This is a genomic window from Chryseobacterium tagetis (assembly GCF_016735585.2).
GTDB classification, from domain to species: Bacteria; Bacteroidota; Bacteroidia; order Flavobacteriales; family Weeksellaceae; genus Chryseobacterium; species Chryseobacterium tagetis.
Genome location: NZ_JAERSE020000006.1, coordinates 103,328 through 125,826 on the forward strand (window position 1 = coordinate 103,328; position 22,499 = coordinate 125,826).

General features: G+C 34.6%; 19 protein-coding genes and 1 tRNA gene. 14 read left to right on the forward strand and 6 right to left on the reverse strand.

Features of this window, described 5'->3' with window-relative positions; all coding sequences use genetic code 11:
- The first annotated feature begins 14 nt into the window (after nt 1-14).
- The 10 genes from JI747_RS19330 (at nt 15) to JI747_RS19375 (ending at nt 12,617) form a co-directional block, all read left to right on the forward strand.
- Nucleotides 15-878: a MotA/TolQ/ExbB proton channel family protein gene (locus tag JI747_RS19330; protein WP_047436178.1), complete on the forward strand. Its 864-nt coding sequence runs from the start codon at nt 15-17 to the stop codon at nt 876-878.
- A gap of 60 nt (nt 879-938) precedes the next feature.
- A complete protein-coding gene (locus JI747_RS19335; protein WP_225690504.1) occupies nt 939-1,547 on the forward strand; it encodes an ExbD/TolR family protein in 609 nt (202 codons plus the stop codon).
- 12 nt (nt 1,548-1,559) lie between these two features.
- Complete coding sequence (locus JI747_RS19340) at nt 1,560-2,132, forward strand: ExbD/TolR family protein (RefSeq protein ID WP_225690505.1); 573 nt, start codon at nt 1,560-1,562, stop codon at nt 2,130-2,132.
- Between the two features lie 24 nt (nt 2,133-2,156).
- Nucleotides 2,157-2,999: an energy transducer TonB gene (locus JI747_RS19345; protein WP_225690506.1), complete on the forward strand. Its 843-nt coding sequence runs from the start codon at nt 2,157-2,159 to the stop codon at nt 2,997-2,999.
- A gap of 267 nt (nt 3,000-3,266) precedes the next feature.
- Nucleotides 3,267-4,139, forward strand: coding sequence for a PstS family phosphate ABC transporter substrate-binding protein (locus JI747_RS19350; RefSeq protein WP_225690507.1), 873 nt, complete (start codon nt 3,267-3,269; stop codon nt 4,137-4,139).
- Nucleotides 4,140-4,237: 98 nt separating this feature from the next.
- The gene (locus JI747_RS19355) at nt 4,238-5,887 is read left to right on the forward strand and encodes a tetratricopeptide repeat protein (RefSeq protein WP_225690508.1); all 1,650 of its coding nucleotides are present in this window, start codon (nt 4,238-4,240) and stop codon (nt 5,885-5,887) included.
- A gap of 74 nt (nt 5,888-5,961) precedes the next feature.
- Entirely contained in the window at nt 5,962-6,681 is a 720-nt protein-coding gene (gene bshB1, locus JI747_RS19360) for a bacillithiol biosynthesis deacetylase BshB1 (RefSeq protein ID WP_225690509.1), read from the forward strand.
- 35 nt (nt 6,682-6,716) lie between these two features.
- Nucleotides 6,717-6,792, forward strand: a tRNA-His gene (locus tag JI747_RS19365).
- Between the two features lie 328 nt (nt 6,793-7,120).
- On the forward strand, nt 7,121-7,555 hold the full coding sequence (locus JI747_RS19370; RefSeq protein WP_225690510.1) for a hypothetical protein: 435 nt from the start codon (nt 7,121-7,123) through the stop codon (nt 7,553-7,555).
- Between the two features lie 25 nt (nt 7,556-7,580).
- Nucleotides 7,581-12,617 (forward strand): DUF4132 domain-containing protein, encoded by a 5,037-nt coding sequence (locus JI747_RS19375; RefSeq protein ID WP_225690511.1) that lies wholly within the window; start codon nt 7,581-7,583, stop codon nt 12,615-12,617.
- 143 nt (nt 12,618-12,760) lie between these two features.
- On the opposite strand, the gene JI747_RS19380 is transcribed toward JI747_RS19375, so the two are convergent.
- Nucleotides 12,761-13,096, reverse strand: a complete 336-nt coding sequence (locus tag JI747_RS19380) for a DUF3276 family protein (protein WP_034679055.1) — start codon at nt 13,094-13,096, stop codon at nt 12,761-12,763.
- Between the two features lie 99 nt (nt 13,097-13,195).
- Entirely contained in the window at nt 13,196-14,857 is a 1,662-nt protein-coding gene (locus tag JI747_RS19385; protein ID WP_225690512.1) for an ABC transporter ATP-binding protein, read from the reverse strand.
- Between the two features lie 90 nt (nt 14,858-14,947).
- Here JI747_RS19385 and JI747_RS19390 point away from each other — a divergent pair, with 90 nt between their 5' ends.
- The 4 genes from JI747_RS19390 to JI747_RS19405 all read left to right on the forward strand — a co-directional run bounded on the left by JI747_RS19390 (nt 14,948) and on the right by JI747_RS19405 (nt 17,575).
- Nucleotides 14,948-15,853, forward strand: coding sequence for a transcription antitermination protein NusB (locus JI747_RS19390; protein ID WP_225690513.1), 906 nt, complete (start codon nt 14,948-14,950; stop codon nt 15,851-15,853).
- Nucleotide 15,854: 1 nt separating this feature from the next.
- Nucleotides 15,855-16,370 carry a DUF1573 domain-containing protein gene (locus JI747_RS19395; RefSeq protein WP_225690514.1) on the forward strand — a complete coding sequence of 172 codons (516 nt, stop codon included), beginning with the start codon at nt 15,855-15,857 and terminating at the stop codon, nt 16,368-16,370.
- A 5-nt stretch (nt 16,371-16,375) separates the two neighbouring features.
- Nucleotides 16,376-16,741: a preprotein translocase subunit YajC gene (yajC, locus tag JI747_RS19400; RefSeq protein ID WP_225690806.1), complete on the forward strand. Its 366-nt coding sequence runs from the start codon at nt 16,376-16,378 to the stop codon at nt 16,739-16,741.
- Between the two features lie 102 nt (nt 16,742-16,843).
- A complete protein-coding gene (locus JI747_RS19405) occupies nt 16,844-17,575 on the forward strand; it encodes an SDR family NAD(P)-dependent oxidoreductase (protein ID WP_225690515.1) in 732 nt (243 codons plus the stop codon).
- A 1-nt stretch (nt 17,576) separates the two neighbouring features.
- Here JI747_RS19405 and JI747_RS19410 read toward each other — a convergent pair whose 3' ends face one another.
- The 4 genes from JI747_RS19410 to JI747_RS19425 form a co-directional block, all read right to left on the reverse strand.
- Nucleotides 17,577-18,122 (reverse strand): hypothetical protein, encoded by a 546-nt coding sequence (locus JI747_RS19410; RefSeq protein ID WP_225690516.1) that lies wholly within the window; start codon nt 18,120-18,122, stop codon nt 17,577-17,579.
- Between the two features lie 46 nt (nt 18,123-18,168).
- Nucleotides 18,169-19,923, reverse strand: coding sequence for an aspartate--tRNA ligase (aspS, locus tag JI747_RS19415; protein ID WP_225690517.1), 1,755 nt, complete (start codon nt 19,921-19,923; stop codon nt 18,169-18,171).
- A gap of 181 nt (nt 19,924-20,104) precedes the next feature.
- Nucleotides 20,105-22,279 (reverse strand): S41 family peptidase, encoded by a 2,175-nt coding sequence (locus JI747_RS19420; RefSeq protein WP_225690518.1) that lies wholly within the window; start codon nt 22,277-22,279, stop codon nt 20,105-20,107.
- 13 nt (nt 22,280-22,292) lie between these two features.
- Nucleotides 22,293-22,499 (reverse strand): helix-turn-helix domain-containing protein, encoded by a 207-nt coding sequence (locus JI747_RS19425; protein ID WP_039365153.1) that lies wholly within the window; start codon nt 22,497-22,499, stop codon nt 22,293-22,295.

Sequence of the window (22,499 nt, forward strand, 5' to 3'; positions counted from 1 at the left end):
TAATTTAGTTAAATATGGAAATGAATGTTTCAAAAAATGATGAGCAAGTAGTTGCTAAAAAAGCAGGAGGTTTAAACCCGGCTGTTATTATTCCTATCATCTTCGCAATAGGAATTTGTATTTATTTATTCGTTTTGGGTAGCCCTGGAAACTTTAAAGATGCTGAAAAAATTGGAGGAGCTTCTGTAGCTTTTTCTGATATTGAAGGAAAAGACATTCATCCAGATTCGTTCTTGGGAATTATCTACAAAGGAGGGGTTATCGTACCTATCTTGATTACTTTCATGCTTACTGTAATCGTTTTCTCTTTTGAAAGATATTTCGTTTTAGGTAAAGCTGCTGGAAAAGGAAACTTGGATAACTTCGTAGTACAAGTAAGAAGCTTACTTAACCAAAACAAAATTGATGCAGCTTTAGAAGAGTGCGACAGACAAGAAGGTTCTGTTGGTAACGTAGTGAAAGAAGGTCTTACTACTTACAAAGCTCTAGCTCACGATACAACTCTAAACAAAGAGCAAAAAATGGTAGCGCTTAACAAAGCGATCGAAGAGGCTACAACTCTTGAGATGCCAATGTTAGAGAAAAACATGATGATCCTTTCTACTTTAGGTACTGTTGCAACATTAGTAGCACTATTAGGTACGGTAATCGGGATGATCAAGGCGTTCTTCGCATTAGGTTCTGGAGGAGGTACTCCTGACGCAGCTGCACTTTCTACTGGTATCTCTGAAGCATTGATCAACACTGCATTAGGTATTGGTACATCAGCTATCGCTATTATCCTTTATAACTTCTTTACTTCTAAAATTGACGGATTAACTTACAAGATCGACGAGATCGCTATGAGTATCCAACAATCTTTCGCTGAATTCAACTAAGAATTAGGCAAAGAATTTGTAGTAAGTAAAAAGAAGTTTAATTAAAAATAATTATTAATAATGGCGAGAGTCAAACCTAAAAGACATGGAGTAGTTACGGATATGACGGCAATGTGTGACGTTGCGTTCCTACTACTTACGTTCTTTATCTTGACCACTCAGTTTAAAAAACCTGACGTGGAGCAGATCAAACCGCCATCTTCAATATCAGAGAAGTTACTTCCTGATGCAAGTTTGATGACTATCAACGCTACTCCGGACGGGAAATTCTATTTCCAGCCGGTAGAAAATGCATCTGAGAGATTACAGCTTTTAGACAATATGGGAAAAAAGTATGGAATTACTTTTGACAATAATGAAAAAGCTGCATTCCAGAAAGTACAAGCAATTGGGGTTCCTATGAACCAGCTTAAGAGCTATCTTGATTTGCCAGATGACGCGCAGAAGAATTTCAAGAGTCCTACAGGGATTCCTATGGACAGTACAAATAAGCAGTTAGTAGACTGGGTAAAAGAAAGTTTGAACGTAAATCCTGACTATAAGTTAGCGATTAAAGGAGACGTTACAACAGAATATCCAAAAGTAAAAAGCTTATTTGAGGGTTTAAGAGATATCGATTTTCTTAAATTTTGGTTGATTACATCACAAGAAGGTAAACCTAATGAATAATATCATTTAGAAATGGCAGAAGTACAAGTACAGGAAAAAGGCGGGAAAGGCGGAAAGGTTCGATCCAAGAAGCAGAATACCCGCGTAGATATGACTCCGATGGTGGACTTAGGTTTTCTATTGATTACCTTCTTTATGTTTACAACCACATTCTCTAAACCGAATGTAATGGATTTAGGTCTTCCGGCAAAACCAAAGCCTGATGCACCAAAACCACCACCAACAGAAATTAAACTTTCTAACTCTATATCTTTATTATTAGGAAAAGACAATAAGATTTTTTGGCATCAGCAAGATAACACATCTTTAACTGACCAAAATCTTAATGAAACTACTTTTGACAGAGAAGGAATTAGAAAAGTAATTGAGCAGGCAAAAGCAAATGCGGCTGATAAATCTAAGTTTACTGTGATTATTAAACCGACTGACGATGCTGTATATAAAAACTTTGTAGATATTCTTGACGAAATGGCGATTACTAAGAGTGAGCAGTACGGGGTTACTGATCTTAAGCCTTGGGAAAAAGCGATTTACGATAAAAAAGTTGGTAACTCAGGGGCTCCTGCCGCACCAGCTGCAAAGTAATTTAAACCATAAAATTGTAAATCTATGGCAAATGAAAATGTATACGATCATAATCTTACTTTAGATGAGATTGTATTTGAAAATAGAAACAAGGAATATGGTGCATACGATTTAAGACATCAGTATCCAAGACTTCTGACGAAATCTTTTATCGTTGGAACAGCATTATTCCTTATTGCGGCTTTGTCTCCTTTCATTTATCTTACAATTAAGAGACTTACTGCTCCACCTAAACAAGAAGTAAAGGCGGATTTAGTAGAAATTCTTCAGGAAGATAAAATTATTGAGCAGCCAAAAGAAAAAGAACCACCTCCACCACCTCCACCTCCAAAAGAGGAGAAAATTGAGGTGATTCAGAATGTGGTTCCGGAGCCTGTAAAAGCTCCAAAAATTGAAACTCCACCTCCACCAATTTCTAAGCAATTAGAAACAACAACAGGGTTGACAAATCAGGAAGGGGTAAAAGCTCCGGCTTATACACCGCCGCCACCGCCACCTTCAACAGGGACTAAAGCTTCTACAGCTGAAGTTAAACCTCAGGTAAACGAAAATCAGGTTTATACAGAGGTAGAGCAGACTGCAGAATTCCCTGGAGGTATTAATGCCTTCAGAAAGAAAGTAGGAGAAAACTTTGATACTTCTGCTATTGAAGGAGCTGATGGTGTTGTAAAAGGAGAAGTTACTTTCGTTGTTGAAAGAGATGGAAGTATTACAGACGTTAAAGTTACAGGTTCAAACTCTGACTTTAACTCTGAAGCAGTAAGAACTGTTAAATCAATTAAAAACAAATGGGCGCCTGCTAAGATTAATGGTCAATCTGTACGTTACAGATACAGACTACCTCTTGCAATGCAACCACCAGAATAATTTAATTATTAATAATTAAATAATATCTAAAAAAGAGAAGCAATTGCTTCTCTTTTTATTTTTTTTGGTATTTTTGTCATATGATGTTCAAGTGGTTATCCTTAATAACAGGATTTTTTTATATCGTTTTTGGTATCGTTGTAATTATTTACAAATTCTTCGTGGTTACCTTAGAACCGACAATTGCCTATCCGTTAGGCGCTGTTTTGGTGCTTTATGGGATATTTAGAATGTTTAGAGCAATATCCCAACTTAAAAAAAATAAAGATGAATAATTCTCTTAAAATAGCTTTAATAATTTTTATAACTATTCTTTCAGGGTGTTCAAAGAAAAAAGAAAGCTCACCATCTTATAACAAAGGAAATCTTACAATTCTTACCGATGAGTCATTTCAAAGTGTCACAGAAGCTTTGGCAGATGGATATATGATCAATTATCCGGAAACTAAGCTAAAAGTGGTTACAAAAAAGGAAGACTTAGGATTTCTAGATCTATTAAATGGCAAAGCAAGAATTGTTGTCATGTCTAAAGAACTTTCTCCTGATGAAATAAAAGAATATGAAAAGCAAGTAGAACTAAAGTTTTTACCTGCTAAGTTTGCTGCAGATGCAGTAATATTTGTGGTTCCCAATACTTCATCTAAAGAATCTATTTCCATAGAAGAAATTCAAAAAGGATTAGAATCAGACGAAAAAGAATTTATTTTTGACGGAACTAATTCAAGTAATTTGAATTTTGTAGCTCAAAAATTACATAAACAACCAAAAGATCTGAAGTTTTCAGTCATTCCGGGGAGTAAAAACCTTATTGAAGAGCTGAATAAATATCCGAATAAAATCGGTGTGATTGGGCTGAACACATTTAGCCGTCCCTATGATGAAGCTTCTATCGAATTAAGAAATAAAGTTAAAATTCTTCCGGTAAAAAGTAAAGGGAAATTATATGCAGCTGATTATTCAGGACTGAGAGAGATGAACTATCCTTTTACAAGAATATTATATTTCTTGGCAAATGAAGGAAATTTTAATATTGCTAATGGATTTATAAGATTCTCTTGTACGCAATTGGGGCAAATGATTGTTCAGAAAGAAGGTTTACAACCGTATAATATTTACAAGAGAGAAGTTCAGATGCGTTAAAAATATTTAATAAAATGATTTTCAATAGATCAAATACCTATTTTGGTCTGAAAATTGTCTTTAGAATTATCTAGTTTTTTTAATTTACAAATATAATAATGAAAGATATAATGATTATGAATGTAAAAAAGATTGCTTTAGGAGCAGCAGTAGTATTTTTTACCAGCTTTGCGACAGCACAGACATTGCAAGATGGTATCAATAGTATAGACAGTGATAAATTTGCTCAGGCAAAGACCAACTTCACTCAAATGATTGCTAAAGAACCTACTGCAGAAAACTATTTTTACTTAGGAAACACTTTTCTTAGACAGGGTGAGCCTGATTTTGCAGCGGCTACCGAAAACTTCAACAAAGGATTAGCAGCTGATGCTAAAAGCTATTTGAACAAAATAGGGTTGGCTACCGTTAAATTGGGAAAAGGAGATAAATCAGCAATTGCTGAAATTCAGAAAGTTGTTGCCGATTCTAAAGAAAAAGATGCGGAAGTTCTTTTCAGAGCGGCAGAAGCTTTAACATTATTTGAAAAAAATAATGCGCCTGATCTTGCTATAGATTATTTGAATAAAGCGGTTGAAAAAGCTCAGAAAAAAGGAGTTCCTGCGAACTATTACTATACATTGGGTGATGCTTACAGATTGAAGAGAATTCCTGGTGATGCAATGACGGCTTATGATAAAGCTTTACCATTAGCTACGAATAAGGCATCAGTGTATACAAGAATCGGAACTTTATGGATGGCTGCTCAACAATGGCAACAAGCTAAAACAAGTATTGAAAAGGCAATTGCTACAGATGCAACTTATGCACCTGCTTACAAAGCAATGGCAGCTTACAATATCAGATACCAGCAAAATGAAAAAGCTACCCAAGACCTTATCAACTATACAAAATATGCGGATGAAGATCCATATACTCAGTTAGAAATTGCTAAACTTTATTTTACCAATGAAGACTATGCAAACTCTAAGCAGGTTTTGGATAAAATCTTTGATAAGATTAATGACCCAATTAAATTTAAATTAAGAGCATATCAGTTATTTGCAGACGGTAACTACGCTGAAGCAAAACAAAACATGGAAAACTTTGTATCTCAGGCAGACAAATCAAGAGTTCAGCCTGCGGATCAGGGATTACAAGGTTTAATTTCAGCAGGATTGGCAAAAGCAGAAAAAGATACAGTTAAGAAAGCTCAATTAACAACAGAAGCACAACAAAAAATTGCTATTGCAAAAGCGGCTAAAGATGAGACCATGAAGTGGGATATGGAATTGTTGAAAATTTCTGGTGGTGGAGCTTCACAAGCTGATGTAGATGCCGGACCAACAAACCCAACGATTGAAGGACTAAAAAAACAAGTAGCTGCAAATGCGCAAGATTCAGATGCTCTGTTTAAATTAGCGACAGCTTACCAAGATGTTAAAAACTGGAATGGAGCAATTGCTACGTGGCAGAAAATGAGTGCACTTCTTCCAGATTGGGCACCTGCTTATTATAGCTTAGGATATTCTTATCAGCAGGCAGGAAACAATGATTCTGCAAAAATGGCTTATGAGAAATTCATTAATACAGTGAAACCTGCAGATCAGGAAGCAAACAAGCAAACTCTTGCTTATGCCTATTTTGCTGTAGCTTATATGAGTAAAGATTCAGACGTAGCAAAAGCAAAAGATTATGTTGCTAAATCTGTTCAATTAGATCCTACTTATCAGGATGCTGTAAAATTGAATGCAGAAATCAATAAATAATTTGAATTAATATCATAAAAACTTCCCATTCGTTTCGTTTGGGAAGTTTTTGTTTTAAATCTTATCTTTGAGATATGAAAATAGATATACTTGCTTTTGGAGCACATCCCGATGATGTAGAACTAGGATGTGGTGGAACTATTGCTAAATTAATTTCTGAAGGGAAGACCTGCGCGATTGTGGATCTTACCAAAGGAGAACTTGGAACAAGAGGTACAGAAGAAACCAGAAAAGCAGAAGCAATGGATGCTGCAAAAATTCTTGGAGTAGTGGCAAGGGAAAATCTTGGAATGAAAGATGGTTTTTTGGAGAACTCCGAAGAATACCAAATGAGGATCGTAAAAATGGTTCGCAAATACAGGCCAGAAATTGTCTTAGCGAATGCAATTGATGATAGACATCCAGATCATGCAAAAGGAGCGAAATTAGTATCGGATGCGTGCTTTTTATCGGGATTGAGAAAAATTGAAACCGTTTTGGATGGAGAAAATCAGGAAGTGTGGAGACCGAAGCATATTTTCCATTATATTCAATGGAAAAATATTGAACCGGAATTCTGTATCGATATTTCTGAACACTTAGATAAAAAAGTTGCTGCCTGTATGGCGTTCAAAACTCAGTTTTATGATCCTACTTCTAAGGAACCTGAAACGCCAATTACATCAAAAGATTTTTACGAGAGTCTTACATACAGAGCTCAGGATTTAGGGCGTTTGTCGGGAGTTGCTTATGCTGAGGGATTTACGTCAGAGAAGTTAATTTCTTTGAAAAATTTTGATGGAATTGTTTGGTAATTAAAAAATCTTCTCTATATTTGCACTCACAAAACGGTGATTGTAGCTCAGTTGGTTAGAGCGTCGGATTGTGGTTCCGAAGGTCGTGGGTTCGAGACCCATCATTCACCCAATAAAAGTATACTTTTTAAAGTGTACTTTTTTATTTTTATACTTATATGAGAACCTGTTTCTCCACTTTATTTTAAAATATTTTCAAAAATTTTTCACTATAATTTCAAGTAGAGCTATCAAGTTGGGGATTTGATGGAGAATGTAAATTTTATTTATATTTTGTTTTTGAAGGTATTATCTGTTTTTTCTTACCATATTTTTTTTCGGAAAGAAATTTTAGATCATTTGATATTAATAATTTAGGTTATGTTTAGAAATGCCCTAAAAATATCAAAAGTAAGTTTGAAAATATTTTGATATTTTTAAATTCACAATCTCAAAATAAATGGAAATAAAGGTTACTGTAAAGCAACTGGGCAAAAAATATGCTGTCCTTTCAGAGCAATACATCGATATTGCTCATTCCGAAGGTTCAATTTCATTAGAACATCTTTTACAACTAATCGTTCAGCAGCAGGTAGAGACATTCAATTCAAAGTCTTTTGAGCTGGAGGATGAAGATTACGCTAAGATTCCGCAAGAAAATTATTTAAATATTCTAACCGATACAGGGAAAGTAGGTTTCGGAAGTATTTATAACGAAAAAAGAGCTGATCTGAAAAAAGCACAGGAAAATGCTATTCAGGCTTTTGAAGACGGAATGTTTGCTGTGTTCTACAATGAAGAGCAACTTGAAGATCTTACACAAATCATCGACTTAAATTTACAACATACCTTTACCTTCATCAGGCTTACATTTCTGGCAGGAAGTTACTGGTAAATTATAATACTAAATCATAAACACAATGGAAATCAGTGAAAAATTAAAATCGAAGAAAGTTGTCGATTACCGAAAGAATTTAAAAAAAGATCTTAAAGAACAGGCAGAAAAAGGATTGATATCCAAACTTTTTTCTAAAACCAAATTAAAAAAAGAAGTAGCAGAATTAGGATTGCTTCTTCTTGGGAAAAACGATTATTACGAAGAAATAACGTTAGGTTCTTCACAAGCTGATAAAATAAAAGAATACATCAAAAGTAATATTTGGGAAGACAAAGACTATTATGAATTACTAGTGTATTTCTTTGGAGATAAAGCCGATTTGGTGAAATATGCATGGAATAAAATGCCTTTTAAGATGTATCAGACGGGCTATGATCGCCGTTCATTCCGTGCTCCGAATAATGCAAGATTTACTCTACTTAATCAGGTGAATTTAATAAGAAGTTTACTGGAACTTCCAAGTATTTACAATTATGGTTCAGGGTATCAGTCTTATGAACTTTCGTTGGAAGAGCAGATTATTTATGATACGCAGCTGTCCAATAGCACAGGTCAGTTTTATATTTGGTCGGCGGCTATTGATACGGGAAATAAAGAGATTTACCAATTAATTGAAGATATTATTTTCAATAAGCATCCGGAAGGAAAAGTTTCACAAAAAATCATTAAAGCATTATTAAACAGTGAACGGCAGCATTGCTGGGAGCTTGTGGAAAAACTTCTGCTTGCGGCACAACGTCAGGAGGGACTTCGGCAAACTATTTTAGAAGCTTTGGATGAAACCAACACGCAGGCTCTGCAATATATGGTGAATGTGATCGAGGAAAATAAACTTACACGTTTCTCATCTGTTGTACGAGCAATCGGAACATGGACAGGTCTTGGCTGGGAATCTGAAAAAGAATCTATCGTGAAAAATATTGTTTCACTTGCCAATACCTATTTTAATAATCCTGATCAGATTTCAGAAGCGGTAAAAAGCAAAAATAATAATGAAGTGTATATGGCGCTTTGGGTTCAGGGTGTTTGGGATGTGGAGCAAACGGTTCCTTATCTGAATGATTTGCTGGGTAAAGGAAGTCTAGAAAAAAAATGTTTAGCTGTTAAATTTGCTATAGAAACCAGGGATCCGTACATTCAGATGCCTGTTTTTTATAAAGCGGTTTTGGATGGAGATTTGCAAGTGTTGGCATTTGCGGGTCAGGCTTTAAGCTTACTGTTAAGCGTCAATGTAAAATCAAAATTCTATATCAATAATCCTGATTATCCTGATTTCTTTGAAAAACTTCATGAGTTAACTCAAAAAATAGAAATCAAAGAAAAGAAATTTGAAGGGAAAGTTTTTTCCTGGCAAAATGTAACATTCAGAAAGAGTGATTTATATGCTTCTATGTTTTATCTGGTAGGGGAGGACAATGAAAAATTGGATTTGGTACTTTCTTATTTTGATCAGTTTGAACTGACTTTGCGTGAACAGCTGACAAGAAATCTTTTGGGTGATTTTTACTGTTATTCCTATTCTTACAATTTTGAGAAAAAGGCAAAAGAGGTAACGCCTTTCCAGAAAGAATTTGCCTTTAAGATCGTTAAAGATCGTGGAGAATCTTTAGTTGCTTCAGGAATTAATGTTTTACAGCAAAATCCTTTGAGTAAAGAAGAAGCTATGACCTTTTATGAGCTGTTTAAAAGAAAAGGCGGAACACTTCGTAAAAAACTGATCGAACTGATGATAAAACAGGAAGATGTGGTAGTAACATCTTTAGTCGATGAATTAGCTGCTAAGGGCGATATAGAGCAGAGAACAGCTTCTCTGGATATTATGCTTCAGCTTCAAAAAGATAAAAGGATCCCAAATCAGATTAATCAATGGCTTCAGCAATATTCGGAAAGAACAAAAATTTCGGACAGGGAACAGGGGTTATTGGATCAATTGAATCCTTCCGGAAATAAAGAAGCTCTCTCTGCTGAAAATGGTTTTGGTTTCTACGATCCTTCTGTCAGATCAGAATATGGATTGCCAAAAGTAGAGAGCAATTCTGTATATAAACAGGCAATAAAAAGCGATAAATATGGTTTTACACAATCGCAGAGCTCTATCAAAAAAGAATTAGAAAAGCTGAATAATCTGTTCCTTAAAAATAAAGACTACGAATATGAAACAGAAGACTGGAATGGTTCTTTTACAAAAGAACTGATTGGAAACAGTTTCCGTCCGGTCAAAAGAAATACAGAAGGCTTTACAGGAGAGCAATTATTTGAGAATTATCCTTTGCATGAAATTTGGGAGCAATGGTATAAAGAATCGGGATTACAGCCGCGGGATTTATTTTTATTAACATTTGTGGATAACTGTGACCGGAAAAAATTCAGGGATTTTCTTGAGGACTATGTATTCTATCACAAAGATATGATACCTAATCCGCTGAAAACTAATTATTATTGGAATAATCCTGTCAAAAATATCCTTGAATCTTTACAGTATAAATTTGTATTTGAAGAGAAAAATGATTTTTTGATCGATGCCTGCAGTACTCTATTTGCTAATCTACCGAAAGATATTATCAATTTTAAAGCAAAGCAAAATGAATATTATTTCGGTCGCAGTGGAGATGGGTGGCAACAGCAGCTTTTTTTCAATATATTTTTACAGGTAATTCCTTATAAGAAATTAAATGACGAACAGTTTACAAAAGTCTGGAATCTGTATCGATGGATGCAGTTCAACGGACTGGAAGAAAATATCAAATATACTGTTCCGAATTTGTATTTGTTCTGTAAAGCGTATGAATTGAATTTGATTACAAAAGATGAGTTATACGAGGGGATTTTCACTGCAGAATCGGCGATTAAAGATCTTACAGCAACAAAATTCTATCATCACAGCGAAAAATATCTGGAAATATTTCCTTTTTTGAAACCCATCATTGAAGAGATTCAGAATAAATTTTTAGATATTGAATTAATTCGTGGCGATGCGGGAACCCCGGTTTCTCATTTTGTTCAGAGCTTTCAGTCTATTTACGGAGCTGAACGATTGGTACAAATTTTAAAAGGGTTAGGAAAAGCGAATTTATATGCGAATTATATTTATAGCTACAGCAATGAAAGTATGACGAAGCAAAAGCTGTTCTCTTACCTTCTGTCTAACTGCTATCCGCGGGAAACAGATACACAGGAAGCATTCAATGAAATGGTGAAAAAAGAAAAGATTACTGAACTTCGTTTAATTCAGGCATCGGTATATGCGCCGCAATGGCAGAAGTTCATCAGTAATTATTTGGGATGGAAAGGTCTGGATTCTGCGATCTGGTGGATGCATGCCCATACAAAGACTGGAACTTACGAAGCTCAGAATTCAGGGCTTGAAAGTGAAGTGGCGAAATATTCTTCCGTAGATGTTCAGGAGTTTAAAGATGGCGCGGTGGATAAAGACTGGTTTACAAAAGCCTATAAAGAATTAGGGAAAGCACGTTGGGAAATGCTGTATGATTCTGCAAAATATATTTCAGACGGTAACGGTCACCGCAGAGCAAGATTGTATTCTGATACCTTAACGGGAAGCCTGAAGATAAAAGAAGTTACGGCAAAAGTAAAAGATAAGCGTGATCAGGATTATCTACGTGTGTATGGATTGGTGCCTCTAAGCAAAACCAATCCTGAAAAAGATGTCTTGAGCCGTTACGAATATATTCAGCAATTCAAAAAAGAAAGTAAAGAATTTGGCTCGATGAAACAGGCGAGCGAAGCATTGGCTATTCGTGTGGCATTGGAAAACCTGGCCCGAAATGCAGGGTATCCGGATCCTATTCGCCTTACGTGGGCCATGGAAACAAAACAGATTCAAAACTTATTATCAAAAGAAACTCAGGTTACGATTGATGGGGTTACTGTCGGTTTAATTATCGAAGATGACGGAAAAGCTGAATTAGTAGTTTTCAGAGATGATAAACAGTTAAAATCAATTCCTCCGAAGATCAAAAAAGATAAAGCAATTGTAGAATTAGCAGGTAACCGTAAGATCATGCGTGAACAATGGAGTCGTTCCAGAAAAGGGCTTGAAGAGGCAATGATACGAGGTGATGAATTTCTGTATGCTGAAATTAAAAATTTATTTGAACATCCGGTTATCATAAAACATCTGGAGAAATTGGTGTTTATTTCGGATGATAATAAGATAGGATTTTTCCATAATGGGAATTTAGTAGATGCTCAGGGAGAAATTCATGAATTAAATGAAAATAATACATTAAGAATTGCTCACTGTGTAGACTTACATCAATATTCGGTTTGGAGCGATTTCCAGCATTATTGCTTTAAAGAAAAACTGATTCAGCCCTTCAAGCAGATCTTCCGTGAACTATATGTTCCTACGCCGGACGAATTACAAGAAAAATCAGTTTCCCGTCGTTATGCAGGACATCAGATTCAGCCTAAACAGGCATTGGCATTATTGAAAACAAGAGGCTGGAAAGTAGATTATGAAGAAGGATTGCAAAAAGTTTATCATAAAGAAGGATTTCAGGTAAAATTATATGCCTTGGCAAATTGGTTCTCACCGGCCGATGTAGAAAGTCCTACGCTTGAAACAATAGAGTTTCATTCCTTAAAAGATTATAAAAATATTCCTTTTGAAGACATTAATCCGAGGTTATTTTCTGAGGTGATGAGAGATATTGATCTGGTCGTTTCTGTCGCTCATGTGGGTGGGGTAGATCCGGAAGCAAGTCATTCATCTATAGAAATGAGGGCTGTTCTGATGAAAGAAACGGCAAGGCTGTTCAAACTTAATAATATTAAAATTGAAGGTTCTCATGTTTTAATAAAAGGTCAGATGGCTGAATACAGCGTTCATTTAGGAAGTGCGGTGGTTCATCAGGTTCCTGGGAAATATTTATCCATTTTACCGGTGCATTCTCAACACAGAGGAAGACTGTTCTTGCCTTTTGCTGATGATGATCCGAAGTCGGCTGAAGTTTTGTCTAAGGTTTTATTATTGGCTAAAGACAACGAAATACAGGATCCAACCATACTTTCTCAGATCAAAAGAGAATTTGTATAAAAATAGATATTAAAGATTTTTATTAAAAAGGTACACTGTTGAAAGTGTACCTTTTGCTATTGTAATAAGTGAATTCTTAAGGGTTGTAATATAAAAAAAAGCATCTTTTTTCAGATGCTTGTGTTTTTTTTAGTATTCTTTTTTTAAACTTCGTCGTCTGAATCTATTGTGTAAGATTTGCTTTTGAAGTCTTTATCATGTTTTTCTGATATTACATCCTCACCCTTCTCGTTAATGATGAAATCTGTGGACTCATTAAACATCTCCTGAAAACTTTTAAAATCTTCCTTGTAAAGGTAAATTTTATGCTTCTCGAATGTTGCTTCTCCATTCTCTCCGAAGTTTTTCTTACTTTCTGTAATCGTAAGATAATAATCTCCTGCTTTCGTCTCGCGCACATCAAAGAAATAAGTTCTTCTCCCTGCTTTTAACACCTTAGTGAAAATTTCATTTTCATGGCGTTCCTTGTATTCACTCATTGTTAGATATTTTTTAATCTTGTTAAGAACAAATATAAAAGTTTTCTTTTAATCACAAAATTTTTTTTATGATTTATTTAACAATTGGAAACGAAACGGCTAAGCAGTTACAGAATTTGTAATTTCGGTAAGGTTGATGATTTTATCGGCTTTTTGAGCGCTAGACTCTCTATGTGTGATAATTATGGAAGTCGCGTTATTGATTTTTCTATCAATATTTTTTAAAATATTCTGTTCGGTTTCAGTATCTAAAGCAGACAGAGAATCGTCAAAAATGATAATATTAGGGTCCTTAATTAAGGCTCTCGCAATACAGATTCTTTGCTTTTGTCCTCCCGAAAGCATCACTCCACGCTCTCCAACCATGGTTTTGTACTGATCTTTAAACTCGATTATATTTTTATCAACATCAGCAATTTTAGCATACTCAACAATCTTTGTATGAGTAGGGTGATCAATAGCAAAACCGATGTTGTTTTCAATAGAATCTGAGAAAAGATAGCTTTCCTGAGGAATATATCCGATGAAATTTCTGTAATTTTCTAGATTGTGTTCCGTAAGGTTTTTTCCGTCGATTAAAATTTCACCCTCTGTAGGATCAATTAATCTACACAGCAAGAGAGCGATGGTTGATTTTCCGCTTCCTGTTTTCCCCATAATAGCTAAAGATTCTCCGGCTTTTACTTTGAAGCTCAGATTTTCCAGTGCTTTAATTCCTGTATTTGGATAAACGTAAGAAACATTTCTGAATTCAATATCTCCCTGAATAGGATAAGTCTCAAAATTGGTATTAATGATTTCAGATTTTTTGTCCATAAACTCATTAATTCTTTGCATGGAAGCTTCCGCACGCTGATTGACGGAAGTTACCCAACCTACCATTGAGAAAGGGAAAATCAAAGTATTAATATACATGAAGAAATCTGCAATTTTACCGATGCTTAATTGACCGTCAATATATTTTTGGCCTCCAATTAAAATAATAGCAACATTTAATAATCCAATTACAAATAGTATGATGGTAAAGAAATAAGCTTCTGTTTTGGCTAAATCAAGGGCTTTGTTTTGGTAATCGGTTACTTTTATTCCGTAGTTTTTTTCAATATACTTTTCTTTGGCAAAAAACTTCACCACTCTAATTCCTGAAAAGCTGTCCTGAACAAAAGTGGAAATAGCAGACTGGCTTTTCTGCATGATTTTCGACTTTTTGTTGATAATTGAACTGACCTTATATATAGCGAATGATAAAATAGGAAGAGGCAGTAATGTCCAGAGCGTCATTGAAGCATCTGTCTTCACCATATAAATGGCAGTGATAATCACCAAAACAATTAAATTGGCAACATACATTACACCAGGACCTAAATACATCCTTACGGCAACAACGTCTTCACTTAATCGGTTCATTAAGTCTCCAATGGTGGTTTGCTTATAATCAGTTAAAGATAAATCCTGATAATGTCTGTAGATCTTATTTTTAAGTTCATATTCAATTCTTCTGGAGGCCACAATAATTGTCTGGCGCATCATGAAAGTGAAAAAACCGGTTAATAAAGAACAACCCACAATAATGGCAACATATATCAAAACCTGATGATTGAAACCCAGATTACCGTTTTTTGTAAGTTCATCTACCGATTTTCCTACATACTGAACTTTATATATGTTGAAAAAATTACTGGCAATGATGAATAGTACTCCCCAAAATAATAGTATTTTGTGTTTCCAAAAATAGGGGTTTAAGGTTTTAAGCGCTTTCATAAAGTTTTGCAAAATTACGAAAATGTCATCACACTACGAATTTCATAAATTTTAAATTTTGTATCTTTGCAGTCATTAAAAGCTCTTTGAATGTTAGGAAGAAGACAAATCCGTGAAAAAGTAGTACAGACTGTGTATTCATATTACCAGAATCCTGTAAAGTTTGATGTATTAGAGAAAAATATGTTCTCTGGAATAGAAAAAATCTATTATCTGTACATCTATCAACTGAATTTTTTAGTTTCTCTAAAAGAATTGGCAGAGAATCAAATTGAGATTGGTAAAAATAAATACATCAAAACTGATTCTGATATCAATCCTAATCAAAAATTCATCAACAATCAAGTTTTAATTAAGTTAGAGGAAAATCCTGAGAGATTATTTTTCACAGGGCAGCATAAGCAATTGAAATGGGATCTGCATGATGATTTGTTGGTGAAAACTTTTCAAAGAATTACTGCAGGAAAGCGTTATCAGGACTTTATGAAAGAAGAAGGATATTCTTTCGAGGAGGATCAGAAGTTTATTGGTAAATTGTTTTTAAGATATATTGCTGAGAATGATGATTTTCATGATTTTCTTGAGGATAAAGAACTTTCATGGTATGACGATATTCACATTGCAAACTCAATGGTTCAAAAAACAATTGGTTTCCTTAAAGAAGATGAAGAAAGCAGAACGCTGATCAAAATGATCAAAGATGAAGAGGATAAAACTTTCGCAATGAAACTTTTGAGAAATACACTGGATAGTTGGGAAAATAATGAGAAGAAGCTTTCAGAAAGACTGGAAAACTGGGATTTGGAAAGAGTTTCTTTGATGGATAAAGTGATTTTATCTACAGCTATATCGGAACTTGATAATTTTCCTTTTACGCCTTCAAAAGTTATTATTAACGAATATATTGAGATTGCAAAAGTATTTGCAACCGACAGATCCAATATATTTATTAATGGAATTTTAGATAAATATTGTAAAGATCAAAATAGAATTTAACATGAAAAAGACGTTATCAATTATCGCTTTGTCTATTATAGGCTTTGGTTTGGTTTCTTGTAAAAAAGAAAATAAAGAAACTCAGGCAGCAGATGCTGTAACTACAGATTCAACTGCTACAACTACAAATACAACTTCTGCTGATTCTTCTGCAGTGGCACCGGTTTCTTCTGAAACAGCTGCTGCTCCGGTTTCAAATCAGCCATTAACAACAATTGCTCTTGCTGAAAGTAATTTTGACTTCGGAAAAGTAAAAAAAGGAGATAAAGTACAACATGTATATGAAGTTACAAATACGGGTACCAATCCATTGGTAATCTCTGAAGTAAAACCTGGATGCGGATGTACAGTTCCTGATTTTACAAAAGAGCCAATCTTACCAGGTAAAAAAGGAAAAATTACATTACATTTTGATTCTACTAACTTTGACGGAGCAGTTAATAAATATGCTGATGTTTTTGCTAATGTAGAAAAAGCTCCTATTAAATTAACATTCACTGCGAATATTCAACCATAATTATGATGAATTTACTATCGATCTTTTTACAGGCTCCGGCAGGAGGTAATTCATCAATGATGCTGATCATGATGGGGGCGATGTTTGTAGGGTTTTATTTTTTAATGATAAGACCTCAAATGAAAAAACAAAAACAGGAGAAAAACTTTCAGGAAACCTTAAAAGTAGGAACTAGAGTAGTGCTTACTTCAGGTCTTCACGGAAGAATTGCTCAGGTTCAGGATGATGGTTTTGTTATTGAAACTTTATCTGGAAAGCTAAAATTTGAAAAAGCGGCTGTTTCGAGAGAATTTACAGAAAATCGTTTTGGAGATAAGGCTAAAGCTGCGGAAAAAACAGCTGAGAAAAAAGAAGTAGAAGAGAAAAATTAATCTTTTTCTTTTTGGAAAATATTTCGTTTCGGCGGGGTGAGCAAAGCTCACCCCGCCGAAACTTTTTTAGTAACATGTAAGGAATACAATTATCTTTGTTTTATGGATCAAAATACAAACAAAACGGTTCTTATTTTAGGAGCAAATTCCGATGTGGCTAAAGAGAGTATTAAGCAGTATATCAAAAAAGGATTTTCGATAATGGCTGCTTCCAGAAATACGGATTCACTTAGGAATTTTGTTACTGAAAATCATTTTGATTCCAAGGTTGCGATTTTACATTTTGATTCTGCTGATTTCGTTTCGCATCAGAAATTTTATGATGAACTCTTGGTGAAACCTCATATCGTCGTTTATGCGGCTGGATTTTTAGTAGATAATGAAAAAGCTTTAAATGATTTTAAAGGAGCTCAACAAATGATGATGGTGAATTATATGGGAGCTGTTTCGATCTTAAATATCATTGCAACAGATAGAAGCAACAAAGATTTAGAAAGAATCATTGGATTGTCTTCGCTTTCAGGAGTTCGTGGCAGAAAAAGTAATTTTGTCTATGGAAGTACAAAGGCTGCTTTTACAACATATTTAGCAGGTTTAAGACAGGAATTGGCTTCAAGAAATATAAAAGTAAACGCTTTAGTGATTGGCTATATTAGAACCAAAATTAATGAAGGTTTACAATTAAATGAATCCTTGATCATGGAACCGGATTATGTAGCAACATTCATTGTCAATGCCGGAGATTCTTTCACCATTGTTCCGAATTTTAAATGGAAAATGATTTATTTTATTTTGAAAATATTGCCGGAGAGTTTGGTGGCTAAATTACCTTAATTCAAATTTCTTTAAACTGAGATTTGCTCTCGAGATATTGAATGGTTTTATTAAGATTTATTTCATCAATATTCGCCTTGTCCAAAATAAAATTCAGAAATGAAGATGCTGTAATGTAAAGATATTTGTCGTCTAAAATACAATATGTAATTTCTTCCCAGATAAATTTATATTCAGATTTATAATTTTTAAAACCAAAATGAGTAGGAGTGAATTCCCAGATCACATCCTTTGAATTTATCTTAAAATTTGAAATTTCTTTATCAATAATTTCCTGAAATTTTTTCTTATTTTTTCTGTATGATGAATAATAAGAGATGTAATTGATAATTGTTGCAATAGCGAATCCTGAAAATACCCCCGAAAATCCGTAATCTTCAGTAAGAAAAAATACTATTGCAAATATTAAAGTGACAATTCCACCTAGAAGATTTTTGTTATTTTTATAAAGATTATTTTCCCAGAGCCTTTTAAACTCATATTGATTAATCTGTCTTAAAATTTCTTCCGAACAAGGTGTATTATAAGTAAGAATTTCTTCTTTCATGGTTTTATTTTAAATAAAAAAGCGGAGAAAAATCTCCGCCTTAAATTTATGCTTTTAAATTCAATTTCAGTTCCAGTTCATCGAGCTGTTCATCAGCAATCGAAGAAGGCGCATCAATCATTACATCACGTCCTGAATTATTTTTAGGGAATGCGATATAATCTCTGATGACTTCATTTCCGTCAAGAATCGCTACTAAACGGTCAAATCCGAAAGCTAAACCACCGTGAGGCGGAGCTCCGTATTTGAAAGCATTCATCAAGAATCCGAATTGAGCTTCTGCCTCTTCTTTTGAAAATCCTAGTAGATCAAACATTTTAGACTGAAGATCTTTATCAAAAATTCTGATAGAACCTCCACCGATTTCGTTTCCGTTCAATACCATGTCATATGCGTTGGCTCTTGCTTTTCCCGGATCAGTTTCCAATAAATGAATATCTTCAGGTTTTGGAGAAGTGAAAGGGTGGTGCATTGCGTGGTAACGTCCGCTTTCTTCATCAAATTCCAATAACGGGAAGTCAACTACCCAAAGTGGTGCGAATACGTTTCCTTTTCTTAATCCTAAACGATTTCCAAGTTCCATTCTCAACGCAGAAAGCTGAGTTCTTACTTTGTGTTCGTTTCCGGAAAGAATCAGCATTAAATCGCCTTCTTTAGCTCCAAATTTTTCGATGATTTTTGCTAAGTCTTCTTCGTTGTAGAATTTATTTACAGAAGAAGTTTTTACGCCGTCATGCTGGAATTTGGCCCAAACCATTCCTGATGCTCCGATCTGTGGTCTTTTCACCCAGTCAACAAGTTCGTCGATTTGTTTTCTTGTATAATCTGCACATCCTTCAACATTGATTCCGACAACCAATTCTGCCTCATCAAATATTTTGAAATCTTTTCCTTTTACTAATTCGTTCAATTCCACGAATTCCATTCCGAAACGGATATCCGGTTTGTCGTTTCCGTATTTCTGCATTGCATCGGCAAACGTCATTCTTGGGAAAGTTCCGAATTCCTGACCTGTAATATCTTTAATCAGAGTTTTAGTCATTCCTTCGAAAACATTCATTACGTCTTCTTGCTCTACGAAAGCCATTTCACAGTCGATTTGTGTGAATTCGGGCTGTCTGTCGGCTCTCAAATCCTCATCACGGAAACATTTTACAATCTGGAAATATTTATCCATTCCACCAACCATTAACAATTGTTTGAAAGTCTGTGGAGATTGTGGCAAAGCGTAAAATTGTCCAGGGTTCATTCTGCTCGGTACAACAAAGTCTCTTGCTCCTTCCGGAGTAGATTTAATTAAAACCGGAGTTTCAACTTCGATAAATCCTTCGTCTGAAAGGTAATTTCTTACTTTCTGCGCCATTTTGTGACGGAAAATCAATTTATCTTTTACAGGATTTCTTCTGATATCCAAATAACGGTATTTCATTCTTAATTCTTCACCACCGTCTGTTTCATCTTCAATCGTGAAAGGAGGAAGCTGAGATTCATTAAGAACTTCTAATTTTTCAACTAAAATTTCAATTTCTCCTGTTGGAATATTAGGGTTTTTGCTTACTCTTTCGATTACTTTTCCGGTAACCTGAATTACAAATTCACGGCCCAATTTTTTTGCATTTTCCATCAGTTCTGCTGTAGAACGGTCTTGGTCGAAAACCAACTGAGTAATTCCGTAACGATCTCGAAGATCTATCCAAATCATAAATCCTTTATCACGAATGGTTTGTACCCATCCTGAAAGTATAACTTCTTCATTAAGATTTTTCAGAGATAATTCTCCGTTTGTGTGCGATCGAAACATAATTATTTATTTAAAGTTCAATGTTTAAGGCTCAAATTCGAACCTTGAATTTTCCGTTGGCAAAGATAAGATTTTTAGAAGTTTTATAAGCAAAAAAACTCCCTTTCGGAAGTTTTTGAATAATAGGAAGCGAAATTTATTATTTGAAATTTGTGTTTTTATTGATAATTCATCTCGATGATCAGCTTTTGATCCATTCAACGGCTTTGTCTAAAACTTCATCTTTATTGTTTTTAATTCCTTCAATAGTAGGTTTTACTTCTACATCAGGTACAATTCCTATTCTTTGGGTTTCTGTTCCGTCAGGATTATAAATGCCCAGTCCTGTAATCATTGTTTGGATTTGTCCGGGTAATGTTATGCGGGACACGTCTCCATCTGCACCGGCAGTTTGAGAGCCAAATACTTTTGCTTTCGGGGCTTTTCTAAATACCATTGTATGGAATTCTGCACGGCTGATCGATGTTTCATTGACTAAAATCGCGACCTTGCCTTTATAGTAATTTTTATTTTTTGTTCCGTTGGGCTTTTCTGTGCCCAAGATGAAGTTTCCGGGAATTAATGGATTTATAATGCTGAATTTCGCATATCGTTTTGGTTTTTTCATTAGGTAGTTTCCTAATGCTGATTCAAGTCTGTTTACAGGGTATGTTCTGAGGTCCAGAATTAAGCCTTTTGTATTTTTAATTTTTTCAAAAATGCCGGGAAGTGTTTCTGTGTTGACGTTATTCAGGTAAAGGTAAGCTGTGTCGTTATTGAGCATTTCAAATGTTGGTTTTACCTCTTGATTGTATTTAAAATCTTTATAGGTATAAGTTTTTAAAGTAGTTTCTTTTTCAACTCCGTTACTTGAAAATTTAATAGGAACTGTTTCGTTATTAGAGTTTAAAAGCAGGAATGATAAACTCCTTAATTTTATGCTGCGGTTTGAAGCCGGGAAATATTTAGATTGTTCTTCCAATATTTCTTCCACTTTTTTTCCGTTGACCTCAAGAATGACATCACCAATTTTTAGTCCTGTTTCTTTTCCTAGATCTTCATCAATATAGCTCTTTATAACCGCTTTGTTTTCTGCAAAAACAACTTCCACGGCTGGAAATCTTTTTCCGAAATAATTATTGATAGACTCGTTATAAAGTGTGGCATGGGAATCGTTTATACGTGTGATAAGCTCCAGACAGGTCATGGAATAGGTGCTGTTGTTTTCTGCCTGTATAAATTTAGGAATGAATTCTTTTAAAACATTTTTCCAGTCTTCCCCAATTGCATATCTGTATGGAAAATAATATTGTATGATGTTCCAGTAGCGGAACAAACTTATCATCCTTAAGCCTGAATCTTGTAGAGACATATTGTTATAAGCCTTTTCATTGCCAAAATCGGGATTTCCTATTTCTGGTGAAACCGAGACATAATAATTAGGATTTTTTCTTTCCGCAGTCTTTATTTTAAGCAATAACTCAGTTAGTTCCTTAGAAAATCCTGATGTTTTAATCCAGTTTAAATCTGCTTTCATTTTCAGATTTTTTGCTTTTGGGTATTTTATTGTTTTAAAGTCTCCAAATTGAGTTATCCAATTTACTATTATCTTGTCCCTTTGCTCCTTTGTTACATTTTCAAGCTTAGGTAAGATTCTGAACAGTTCATAGTCCCAGTTATGATTTCCGGAAGCAATATTGGGATGATAATATTTAAGATATCCCCATATCAAACCTATCTGATACAGATTTTCATTGCCTACTTTTTCTAGAATGTCATTTGTAATTTTTGAACCGTTAATAAATTCTTTGTCAGCATCTGCTTTATACGGACTTGTATACGCTTTTGCTTCACTGATGTCTTTTCCGTCGATGGTAATTTTCAGGTCATCAAACCACATCTTTCCTTTTCCGGTTAAAATTCCGCCAATAACAATTTTTTCTGTTTTCTGGGGATTCAACAATGCCTTTATTTCATACTTTTTCCAGTCGGTAGTTCCTGTTATATTTTGATTCCCTAAATCAGTAAACATAACTTTTGGATCTATTCTCAGATACATTCCTGCATATCCGTCAGAAACTTTTTCTGTTTTAATATAAGCAGACAGAGTTATTTCCTTCCCTATGTAGTTTTCCGGAAGAGTGAGTGCGATAGATCTGTAGTTATTGCTTTCGCTTTTATTTTCAATAACTATTGAATGGCTGCCACTTTTAAAATTTTGCTGATCAATTTTGACTGAATAATTTTCATTTCCTAAAAGATACCAATTGGCAGGAATTTCATTTGTTTCAAAATCTAAATTTAAATTTTCGTTTTTTTGTGCGTGAGTTACCGCACTTATAACCATTGTTAAAAGTGTGATGAATATCTTTTTCATAAAAAATTAAGAATTAGTCTTTTACATATTCGAGAATGTCTCCGGGTTGGCAGTCCAGTGCTTTGCAAATGGCTTCCAGTGTGGACAGCTTTACAGCTTTGGCTTTTCCTGTTTTTAGAATTGAGAGATTAGCCTGTGTGATCCCTATTTTTTCAGCCAATTCCTGCGACTGCATTTTTCGCTTGGCGAGCATTACGTCTACGTTGATGATGATTGGCAT

Coding starts and splice junctions, on each gene's coding strand:
- JI747_RS19330 (WP_047436178.1), top strand. CDS start 15: ATGGAAATGAATGTTTCAAAAAATGATGAGCAAGTAGTTGCTAAAAAA.
- JI747_RS19375 (WP_225690511.1), top strand. CDS start 7,581: ATGGAAATCAGTGAAAAATTAAAATCGAAGAAAGTTGTCGATTACCGA.
- bshB1 (WP_225690509.1), top strand. CDS start 5,962: ATGAAAATAGATATACTTGCTTTTGGAGCACATCCCGATGATGTAGAA.
- JI747_RS19355 (WP_225690508.1), top strand. CDS start 4,238: ATGAAAGATATAATGATTATGAATGTAAAAAAGATTGCTTTAGGAGCA.
- JI747_RS19380 (WP_034679055.1), bottom strand. CDS start 13,096: ATGAGTGAATACAAGGAACGCCATGAAAATGAAATTTTCACTAAGGTG.
- JI747_RS19410 (WP_225690516.1), bottom strand. CDS start 18,122: ATGAAAGAAGAAATTCTTACTTATAATACACCTTGTTCGGAAGAAATT.
- JI747_RS19370 (WP_225690510.1), top strand. CDS start 7,121: ATGGAAATAAAGGTTACTGTAAAGCAACTGGGCAAAAAATATGCTGTC.
- JI747_RS19395 (WP_225690514.1), top strand. CDS start 15,855: ATGAAAAAGACGTTATCAATTATCGCTTTGTCTATTATAGGCTTTGGT.
- JI747_RS19425 (WP_039365153.1), bottom strand. CDS start 22,499: ATGCCAATCATCATCAACGTAGACGTAATGCTCGCCAAGCGAAAAATG.
- JI747_RS19345 (WP_225690506.1), top strand. CDS start 2,157: ATGGCAAATGAAAATGTATACGATCATAATCTTACTTTAGATGAGATT.
- yajC (WP_225690806.1), top strand. CDS start 16,376: ATGAATTTACTATCGATCTTTTTACAGGCTCCGGCAGGAGGTAATTCA.
- JI747_RS19385 (WP_225690512.1), bottom strand. CDS start 14,857: ATGAAAGCGCTTAAAACCTTAAACCCCTATTTTTGGAAACACAAAATA.
- aspS (WP_225690517.1), bottom strand. CDS start 19,923: ATGTTTCGATCGCACACAAACGGAGAATTATCTCTGAAAAATCTTAAT.
- JI747_RS19420 (WP_225690518.1), bottom strand. CDS start 22,279: ATGAAAAAGATATTCATCACACTTTTAACAATGGTTATAAGTGCGGTA.
- JI747_RS19405 (WP_225690515.1), top strand. CDS start 16,844: ATGGATCAAAATACAAACAAAACGGTTCTTATTTTAGGAGCAAATTCC.
- JI747_RS19335 (WP_225690504.1), top strand. CDS start 939: ATGGCGAGAGTCAAACCTAAAAGACATGGAGTAGTTACGGATATGACG.
- JI747_RS19340 (WP_225690505.1), top strand. CDS start 1,560: ATGGCAGAAGTACAAGTACAGGAAAAAGGCGGGAAAGGCGGAAAGGTT.
- JI747_RS19390 (WP_225690513.1), top strand. CDS start 14,948: ATGTTAGGAAGAAGACAAATCCGTGAAAAAGTAGTACAGACTGTGTAT.
- JI747_RS19350 (WP_225690507.1), top strand. CDS start 3,267: ATGAATAATTCTCTTAAAATAGCTTTAATAATTTTTATAACTATTCTT.